At 64.7% G+C, this 8,538-nt stretch carries 9 protein-coding genes; 7 read left to right on the forward strand and 2 right to left on the reverse strand.

From position 1 onward, the window contains the following. Positions 1-538 precede the first annotated feature (538 nt). On the forward strand, positions 539-1,042 hold the full coding sequence (locus ACI944_RS08420; RefSeq protein WP_411718609.1) for a hypothetical protein: 504 nt from the start codon (positions 539-541) through the stop codon (positions 1,040-1,042). Between the two features lie 657 nt (positions 1,043-1,699). On the opposite strand, the gene fer is transcribed toward ACI944_RS08420, so the two are convergent. Next, the gene (gene fer / locus ACI944_RS08425) at positions 1,700-2,131 is read right to left on the reverse strand and encodes a ferredoxin Fer (protein ID WP_411718617.1); all 432 of its coding nucleotides are present in this window, start codon (positions 2,129-2,131) and stop codon (positions 1,700-1,702) included. A gap of 321 nt (positions 2,132-2,452) precedes the next feature. On the opposite strand from fer, the gene ACI944_RS08430 reads away from it, so the two are divergent. From ACI944_RS08430 to ACI944_RS08455, 6 genes are all read left to right on the forward strand, one after another. Then, the gene (locus ACI944_RS08430; protein ID WP_411718610.1) at positions 2,453-3,043 is read left to right on the forward strand and encodes a 50S ribosomal protein L15e; all 591 of its coding nucleotides are present in this window, start codon (positions 2,453-2,455) and stop codon (positions 3,041-3,043) included. Between the two features lie 128 nt (positions 3,044-3,171). Beyond that, a complete protein-coding gene (locus ACI944_RS08435) occupies positions 3,172-4,329 on the forward strand; it encodes a site-2 protease family protein (protein ID WP_411718611.1) in 1,158 nt (385 codons plus the stop codon). 135 nt (positions 4,330-4,464) lie between these two features. After that, positions 4,465-5,031: a DUF6735 family protein gene (locus tag ACI944_RS08440; RefSeq protein ID WP_411718612.1), complete on the forward strand. Its 567-nt coding sequence runs from the start codon at positions 4,465-4,467 to the stop codon at positions 5,029-5,031. 774 nt (positions 5,032-5,805) lie between these two features. After that, positions 5,806-6,231, forward strand: a complete 426-nt coding sequence (locus ACI944_RS08445; RefSeq protein WP_411718613.1) for a hypothetical protein — start codon at positions 5,806-5,808, stop codon at positions 6,229-6,231. Between the two features lie 178 nt (positions 6,232-6,409). After that, positions 6,410-6,967 carry a carboxymuconolactone decarboxylase family protein gene (locus tag ACI944_RS08450; protein WP_411718614.1) on the forward strand — a complete coding sequence of 186 codons (558 nt, stop codon included), beginning with the start codon at positions 6,410-6,412 and terminating at the stop codon, positions 6,965-6,967. 71 nt (positions 6,968-7,038) lie between these two features. Then, positions 7,039-8,106, forward strand: a complete 1,068-nt coding sequence (locus ACI944_RS08455) for a sulfite exporter TauE/SafE family protein (protein WP_411718615.1) — start codon at positions 7,039-7,041, stop codon at positions 8,104-8,106. A 27-nt stretch (positions 8,107-8,133) separates the two neighbouring features. On the opposite strand, the gene ACI944_RS08460 is transcribed toward ACI944_RS08455, so the two are convergent. Beyond that, entirely contained in the window at positions 8,134-8,469 is a 336-nt protein-coding gene (locus ACI944_RS08460) for a hypothetical protein (RefSeq protein ID WP_411718616.1), read from the reverse strand. Positions 8,470-8,538: the final 69 nt, after the last annotated feature.

Below are 8,538 nucleotides of genomic sequence, written 5' to 3' on the forward strand. Positions count from 1 at the left end.
ACTTTCGACGGTTCGTGACGCAGTTTGAGATTTCATGTCCGAGATTTTAATTTGCAGGCCGTTTAACGGGAAAGTAGGAATCGGACGTGGAATGGAGCGATTCCCGTCAATCCTGCGATGGCGGCCTGCCCGCCCCAAATAACGAGGCAATAATCGGAACCAGTCTACGACCGCTCAATCCTCACAGGGTTGACGCGGAGTTGACTGCTTGGAAGTATCAAAAAAGTAACTCCGAGTCCGCTTGAAGTCTGCCGGACTCTCCGAGGCAAAAACAACTCTGAGAGTCCGTCTCTGACGGAGGATAGGAGTACCGGGGGCTTGGCACTCCCAGCAGTCCCACCCGCCACAGTCCGCGAACCCCGCACGGATTCTCACCGTACTGGGGTTCGGTGGAACTGCAAACCTGAAATCTCCAACGCTCAGGATTCCTCCGCGTGAACACGGAGGAGGACGTCAACACGAATGGGGCCGTTAGAGCGTACTTGTGAAGCCGGGCTACGGCCGAAGGTATATAATCATGGCTGTGAGTTTCTAGCATATGCCGCCAGCGAAGTTCCGCAGACAGACCCCGGACAGGACGGACAGCCAATCAGATGAGACGGCGGGGAACGGTGAGGCGGTTATCGAGGATCCGACGAGTCCCTCAGCGGGGGGCACAGTCGAGGTCCTCATCGAGGAGATCATCGAGTCACAGACCACGGAGTTACGCGAGCAACTCGGCGATCTCCGGTCCCAACTCGAGGAAGTCGAGGAATTCGCCCGGATCAGCCTCGACGAGCGGAAAGTGAAACAAAACGAGACGAAGCTCACGGATCTCTCGGCGTCGCTCACCGCCTTCGCCGAAGAGTCATTTAATAACATCAACGCCCTCGAGGATCGCCTAGACCGGCAGGCACTCATACTCGCGGCGGTACTTGAGTCGATGGGCGATGATGTCGACCTCTCGGAGGTTCACAAGTACGAACAGGACCGGCTCGTCGCCGACGCGTCGCCCGACGAGCGGTTACAGGAGGCGCTCGCTGAGGCGGACGACAGTCAATGACATCCTCCGCGCCGTGAACGGTGCGGTTTCCCACGTTTGGAGCCAGCCGCTTCGGCACAAACACGGGCAACATTCCCCGCTCGCTGCGGGTACTCCAGTTTGTGCTCAGTGCGTGAGCCGTCGAACGACGGTGTGGCATATTTAGCGTCCCTGTCCGGGTGGACCCTGTATCTCCTTGCACAGCACCCGACGAACTGCAGTCGAGTGACGCCAGTCACGTTATCGGTGGCTGGCAACACGGGCCGTGCCATCGGCCTGCGTGCCCTTTCTGCCACGGTGGACACGCTCAAGTACCGCAGGGGTTGGATTGTGTCATGCCATCACCACATCCCATGTTGCAGGGGTAGCGATAGTGTGAGCACCAGATGGTACATGTTGGCGGGGAGGACCCCAAGATGTTCCCAGATTAATTTCGGCTCTTGAGTTACACTAGTGTATGTCTGTAATAATCATAAATCTGTGGGCTAGCGAGGCTGTGACGCGGTTCACGCCCGGCGTGAACGCCGGGGCTCTCTCGCTGTATTAGGTAGATCGGCTCACGGGGGCAAGGAACTCGATCGCGGCCCCCGTAATAGCTGATCTCAGGGGGGTGTGACCGGAGTGTGTGACCGGAGTTAAAGAAGCGCGTCGCGCGTGGGTCGGTCGGTCACAGCCCGCTCAGACCTCTCGCTCACCGACCACAGTCTGTAGGTACTCCGAACGTCGGGCCTCGTAGACGACCTGTAGCTCGTCGCTTTCGGGCGACGCCACACACGTCAGCCGGAGGTCCATGTCCTCGACCTCCTCGTCGGTCAGAAACAGGTTCATGTCCATCTCGAGTTCGCCGTCGACAAGAAAGGCCGCACAGTTCGCACAGGAGCCGGCGCGGCACTCGAACGGCCAGTTGTATCCCTTATTTTCGACGCCATCGAGGAGGTACTTGTCTTTCGGCACCTCGACCGTCCCATACTCGCGTTCGTCGAGGTCGGCGTTTCTGGCCTTCTCGAAGAGGGCCTCCTCGTCTCGACTCCAGCCGCGACGCTGGAGTACCCCCTGGCTGAGATACTCGACGCGCGCCGTCTCGGCGTCCTCCAAGTCGTCATCCCCCATATCGATGTTCGGGAGGTCTCGATCGTTTGACATACGTTGACACACACTGCACACGTACTTATTACTCACGGGCCCCGGCCTGGGGTGGCCACCGGAGCGACCGCCTCAAAACGACGTAGTTCGTCCCGGAGATCGTGTGTCACCTTCGGATAGCGGTTCGTGGGTGCCGCAGGCTTTCGAAGCGCTTAACCGACACAGCGGTGAATTTAAGCGTAACTCGCCGGACGACGGGCACCGGTGGGCACCTGTCTACGCAGGTCGGGATGTGACTCCGCGGGCGGCGCTCGCGGGGTTGAACCATACAACGCCCGTGGTGAAACCATGGCACGAAGCTTCTACTCACATATCCGGGAGGCGTGGAAAACGCCGAAGGAAGGAAAGCTCGCGGAACTGCAGTGGCAACGACAACAGGAATGGCGCGACCAAGGCTCGATCGAGCGGGTCGACCGGCCGACGCGGCTCGACAAGGCCCGCAATCTTGGGTATAAAGCCAAACAGGGCGTCGTCGTCGCCCGCGTTTCGGTCCGAAAGGGCAGCGCCCGCAAACAGCGCTTCAAGGCGGGCCGCCGCTCGAAGCGACAGGGTGTCAACAAGATCACCCGCCGAAAGAACCTCCAGCGGATCGCCGAGGAACGTTCCGGCCGAAAGTTCCGGAACCTCCGCATCCTGAACAGTTACTGGGTCGGCGAGGACGGCTCGCAGAAGTGGTTCGAGGTCATTCTCCTTGACCCCGAACACGGCGCGATCCAAAACGACGACGACCTGTCTTGGATCTGTGACGACAGCCAGCGCGGTCGAGCCTACCGCGGTCGGACGTCCGCCGGACAGCGCGGCCGCGGCCAACAGCAGCGTGGCAAGGGCACCGAACACACCCGCCCGAGCATCCGCTCGGACAGCAACCGCGGCAAGTAAGCCGAGACGGGGCGGCGACTCGCGACGCTTTTATACGTATTGTACCCGCGGTCGGTCATCCTTCGAAGAGCGACGGCGCACCGTTCGAGCCGCGGCATCGTTTTATTGGCGGATCACGACGTGTCGGTATGAAGAACTTCGAGATCGGCCGCATTACTGGGATTCCGATCCGACTCAACGTCACGCTGGTGGTGTTCCTTCCGCTGTTGGCGTGGCTCATTAGCCGGGAAGCGCAGTTGGCGTTCTACGTAGGGCTGGTTGACTCGATCGCGCCGCGAGCGGTCGACGTCGCCGCGGTGCAATCCGGGACAGCGCCCCTCATCGTCGGCGTCGCGACGGCGGTCGGTCTCTTCATCGGCGTGTTGCTCCATGAACTCGGCCACTCTTGGACCGCCCGGCGGTACGGCATCACGATCAGCTCGATCACGCTGTGGATCTTCGGGGGGATGGCCCGGATGGAGGACCTCCCGGAGGACTGGAACGTCGAATTGTACGTCGCTTTGGCCGGGCCGGCGATGAGCGTGCTCGTCAGCGCAGCCTGCTATGCGTCGCTGTTCGTCCTTCCGGCACAGCCGGTCGTCGTGGTCGTCGTCGGCAGCCTCGCGGTGATCAACGTGACACTCGCGGTGTTTAATCTTGTTCCGGCGTTTCCGATGGACGGCGGGCGGGTGTTGCGGGCGCTGCTGGCGCGCTCGCGGCCCTACGCGGAAGCGACACGGACCGCGGCGATGGTCGGCAAGTTCGTGGCGGTGTTGATGGCGATCTTCGCGGTGCTCGCGTTCGCGCCGATCCTGTTGCTCGTTGCGATGTTCGTCTACATCGCCGCCGGCGCGGAGTCGCGAGCAACGGTCCTCCGGGAACTACTCAAAGGGGTGACTGTCCGCGAATTGATGTCGACGGACGTTCGAACGGTCACCCCCGAAACGACCGTCGCCGAGTTTCTAGATCGGGTTCTCACGGAACGAACAAGCGCGTATCCGGTGATGGAGCGCGGGACCGTCACCGGGGTCGTGACGCTCGGGTCGATCCGATCGGTCCCCGACGCGGACCGCGAGTCGACGACTGTCGCCGACGTGATGGGGTCGTCGCCGCCGACGGTAGCGCCCGACGACGACGCCTTCGACGCGCTATCGGCGATGAGTTCGACGTCGGGCGATCGGGTGCTCGTCGTCGAGAACGGCCGGTTCGTCGGCCAACTCACGACGAACGATTTCATGACAGCGATCGAGGTGTTACAGGGGCTTGGGCCGCGGCGTGGGATGGAGATGCCTGATGGGTATGCCTAGCGAGGATCGACCGTAGGAAGATCCTCAAAAGGGGCGAACGGTAAACATGCGAGCCAGCGATATGCGACCGCAGAGACCGTCTCGACGACATCGAGCGGGCCGATATTTATAACCCAATACGCGGCCAAGCGGGGTATGGGCCACCGAACACTTGTTGCCTACAGCAGGGACGGCTACGACCTCCACTACGCCTACTGGGGCGTCGACCCGAACGAACTTACCCCCGAAACGCCGTTCGGCGGCCCGCCGAACGACGGCTGGGCGCGCGAGCGGGCCGCGGAGCTACAGGACGCTACGGGCGGACGACTCACGGAGGACGAAGAGCGAGCCGTCGACCCCGACCCGATCGCGACGGGGCTGTCGTTCGTCGACTTGGCGACGTACGTCGATCCGATCGAACACGAGGCGCTGTACGTCGTCGACGGCGATTTCTCGGTACGGACCTACCTCGTCTTCGGTCTCGAGGGCCGCCACGTTGGGCGGACCGACGGTCCGGCGGTCGCGCTCGTCGGCTACGACGGTGCGGCCGACGCCGCCTACCTTCGTGGATGGATGGCCGGGGGGCGGGCGGTTCGGGGGGTCTGCGGCCCCGACGACGGGGCGATGGTGCGAGCGTTGCGCTGGCTCGATCCTGACCGGGGAACAGTCGTGTGGCTGACCGGCGGTTCGCGGGAGGACCAAGCGGCGGGGGCAGTGCGGTGACACTCCGGGCACACGCGAGTCGGGACGCCGTCGGCGTCTCGTCGTGCGGGAACGCTCCGAGTTCCAGCTTGCAGTCAGAATCCGACGGATTCCGACGACGTGACCTCCTCCACGGCCTGACGGCCGTGGCATCCGGCCACCGGATGACCGGCCTGCCAAGACGGACCGTTGCGGTTCCAACCCGCACTCAGAGGGAACCGGCAGCATACCGGCGAAACTCTCGTTTTCTCCCTCGCTGTAGGGCTGTGGCCCGGTCACGCAGGCCCCATCGGGATCGATGTCATTGCCGTGTGACGGACAGACCGCGTTCGTCACCGCCCCTTGTCTGTTGGGGGCCGGCATCTCACCGATTCCGTAGCAACCTGAGATATGTCGGGCCACGACAAAAACCTTCGGTCGGTCATCCAGTCCGGCCACAGTCCGGTGGTTTTGTCCCCGGAGTGTCCGCTCGACCCCCGTCTGTTCGCTCCTCGGTTCCGACAGAGCGTCGGAACACTCGTCACTCACGGAGGGGCGGGGGTATGCGCTCGTATCTCTATCACGGGAGTACGACATCACGGGGGATTCGAGTCCCGTACGGTCCCGAAACGCGCTCGCGGCCCCCGTAAACGTCGCCGAAAGGGACGGTGGGAAGCGCCCGAGAGGTGACCGAACCCGGGCGAGGACTCGAAAGCGGCCCGAGGATATCCGGAACAGCGGAACCGAGTCCGTGCAATTCGGTTCCACGGTCGCGGCGCGGCTTAATACCCGGGCTGTGTCCGATCGGATGAACCCATGACCTCGATTGTCGCCGGCCTCGGTGGCGGCCTCGTCGCAACGATCCTGATGACCGCCGTGATGATGGCGATGGGTGACGGCGGGCCGCCACCCACGGCCGATCTAGTGGCCAAACTCAGGGGCGGTGCCTCCGAGGAGCACGCGATGCCCGGCATGGTGTTGCATGTGCTGTACGGCGTCGGCGCGGGCGCCGCCTTCGCCGTCGGGGCGCCGCTGCTCGGGGTCGACCTCGGATCGCTCGGGATCGCGATCGGGGCCGGGGCGGTCTACGGCGTCGCCCTCGCGATCGGAGGTATGGTGTTCTGGATGCGGCTCGTCCTCGGGATGGACCCCGATCGACGGACGATGTCGACGTTCGGGACGGTCCACGTCGTCTACGGGGTCGCACTCGGGGCGTTCGTCGGTAGCGGCGTCCTCGCGTGACGCCGCTGTCGGCACCCGGAGATTGCGGGCTGCGGTACGGAACCACGACGCGCCCGGTGGAACGCGGGACGACGCCGAACGCACCGCGAGGCGGCACACGCCGGGCCGCGGCCGCGACGCAGGATCGCACACCACGGGCGCGAGACGACACGCGAGACACCACGACGAGACACGACACATGACACGACTGCCACTGCTCGAACTCGACGAGATTCCGGAGGAGTACCACTACCTGTTCACCGACGAGTACCTCGGCGACCGCCACATCTTCCGCGCGTGGGCGCACAACCCCGAGGTGCTTGAGGCGACACTTGAGTATCTGAACGTCCTCTACGACCAGTTGGGACAGCGCCGAAAGGAGCTGGTCATCCTAACGGTCGCGAGAGCGCGAGCGGCCCGATACGAGTGGCACCAACACGTCGACATTGCCCGCGAGAAGGGCGTCACGCTCAACGAGATGCAGGCCATCGGGGGCGGTGACCTCTCAGTGTTTGATGACGAGGAGTTCGTCCTGCTGCAGTACGCCCGCGCGGTCGAGTCCGGCACCGTCACGGACCGGATCCACGACGCGCTCACGCGGCAGTACTCGTCGTCGGACATCGTCGCGTTGGGGCTGCTTGTGGACTTTTATGTCGGGCTCTGTAACTACATCGCCGCCGTCGACCTCCCGTTCGAGGGAGGTGAGTTCGTCGGCTGGGCGCCCGACGAAGGGACGGTGTCGGAGCTGTTCGAGTGAGCGCCGATGAGAGGTGATAAGACGATGAGCGACGCCCGAGGCGACGCCGGTCGGCGTCGGGGGCAGCACATATGATCCGGGGCGTTCTGGGCGGTGCTATCGGGGTCCTCGGCGGGGTCGTCGCGTTGGTCATCGGCGGGTCAGTCGGCGTCCCTACCGGTACCGTGCTCGCCGCCGGCCCCGCCGCAGCCGCCCCGGTCGGTCCCGAACCGGCCAGGGTCGTCGTCGAATCGGTCCGAAACGGCAGCCCCACGGTCCTGCAGTCGATCCCCGTCCCGTCGGGCTTCCCGGTCGATCGATTCCTCGCTCACTGGTGGGTGTTCCCGGCGTCGATCCTCTTTTCGACGGTCGCACTCGGGTCGGGTGTCTCGGGGGCGCTGTTTTTCAGCCCGTTTTTCATTCTCGTGGTCGGGTTGCCGCCGGCGCAGGCGATCGGGGCCGGCCTCCTGACAGAGGTGTTTGGGATGGGTAACGGCCTGTTGAATTACGTCCGCCAGGGGGTCGTCGACTATGCGACCGCGAAGTGGCTGCTGCTCGGTGCGGTGCCCGCGATCGTCGTGGGCGCGTTCGCCGCCCACGCCGTCCCGACGACGCTTTTGACCGTCGCGTTCGGGGTCGGCCTGCTCGCACTCGGGGCGTTTCTCGTCATCCACGACGCCCCCGAGGACTGCGTCCCCGGCGAGAGCGAGGGTCCGTTCCTAGAGGAAAAAAACACCGGCCGGGGCGAGACGACGATCGAGGCGGCCGACGGCGAGACGTTCAGTTACGACACCTGCTGGCGGCCCCCAGGTATCGGTCTCGCGACCGTCGGCGGGTTCATTACCGGGCTGATAAGCGCCGGGCTTCCGGAGATCACGACCACGCAACTCATCGTTCGGTGTCGGCTCCCGCCCCGCGTCGCGATCGCGACGAGCGTCTTCGTGCTCGGGGTCGCCGCCCTCGCCGGGGCCGCCGTCCACGCACTAGCCGCCACGCCCGTGTGGTACGTGGTCGCGTGGTCGATCCCCGGCGTCCTGATCGGCGGCACCGTCGGAACGCGGGTCGGCAAGTACGTCCCCAGCGAGATTATGGAGCCGGCGCTGGGGGTCGTCTTCGGCGTCGTCGGTGTGATCGTCCTCGGGAGCGAACTGCTCGTTTGAACGCCGGCGGACCCCCGGGCGACGGGGCTACGCGTCCGTCGCCGGGGATCGATCCAGGAGTCGGGCGCTCTCGCCGTCGATCGCGAGTGTCAGCCCCGACGCGGCGAGATCGGCCGAGACGAGCGCCTGTTCGCTCGCCCCGCGTCGCTCCTCGGGGATCGACTGCTGGCCACACTCGGCGCAGACGACCGACGAGACCGTCCATGAGGCCGCCTCGGAGGGCCGCTCGGCGACCACGAGGACGCGCTCGCCCGGTTCGTACTCCTGGGCGCAACTCGGGCAGGTTCGGCCGAAGCCCCGGTCGACGTCGTACCCCTCGAGGGCCCGCCGCAACTCCGTCGAAATCGTGTGCTGCCGTGACATACCGGGGCGTCGCCCGGCTCGCATCAAAAGCTACAGCGGCCGTGCAGCGCCGTCGAACGGGCGCTCGCG

It is taken from the genome of Natronomonas sp. (genome assembly GCF_046710025.1).
Lineage (GTDB): Archaea > Halobacteriota > Halobacteria > Halobacteriales > Haloarculaceae > Natronomonas.

Coding starts and splice junctions, on each gene's coding strand:
- ACI944_RS08420 (WP_411718609.1), top strand. CDS start 539: ATGCCGCCAGCGAAGTTCCGCAGACAGACCCCGGACAGGACGGACAGC.
- fer (WP_411718617.1), bottom strand. CDS start 2,131: ATGGGGGATGACGACTTGGAGGACGCCGAGACGGCGCGCGTCGAGTAT.
- ACI944_RS08430 (WP_411718610.1), top strand. CDS start 2,453: ATGGCACGAAGCTTCTACTCACATATCCGGGAGGCGTGGAAAACGCCG.
- ACI944_RS08435 (WP_411718611.1), top strand. CDS start 3,172: ATGAAGAACTTCGAGATCGGCCGCATTACTGGGATTCCGATCCGACTC.
- ACI944_RS08440 (WP_411718612.1), top strand. CDS start 4,465: ATGGGCCACCGAACACTTGTTGCCTACAGCAGGGACGGCTACGACCTC.
- ACI944_RS08445 (WP_411718613.1), top strand. CDS start 5,806: ATGACCTCGATTGTCGCCGGCCTCGGTGGCGGCCTCGTCGCAACGATC.
- ACI944_RS08450 (WP_411718614.1), top strand. CDS start 6,410: ATGACACGACTGCCACTGCTCGAACTCGACGAGATTCCGGAGGAGTAC.
- ACI944_RS08455 (WP_411718615.1), top strand. CDS start 7,039: ATGATCCGGGGCGTTCTGGGCGGTGCTATCGGGGTCCTCGGCGGGGTC.
- ACI944_RS08460 (WP_411718616.1), bottom strand. CDS start 8,469: ATGTCACGGCAGCACACGATTTCGACGGAGTTGCGGCGGGCCCTCGAG.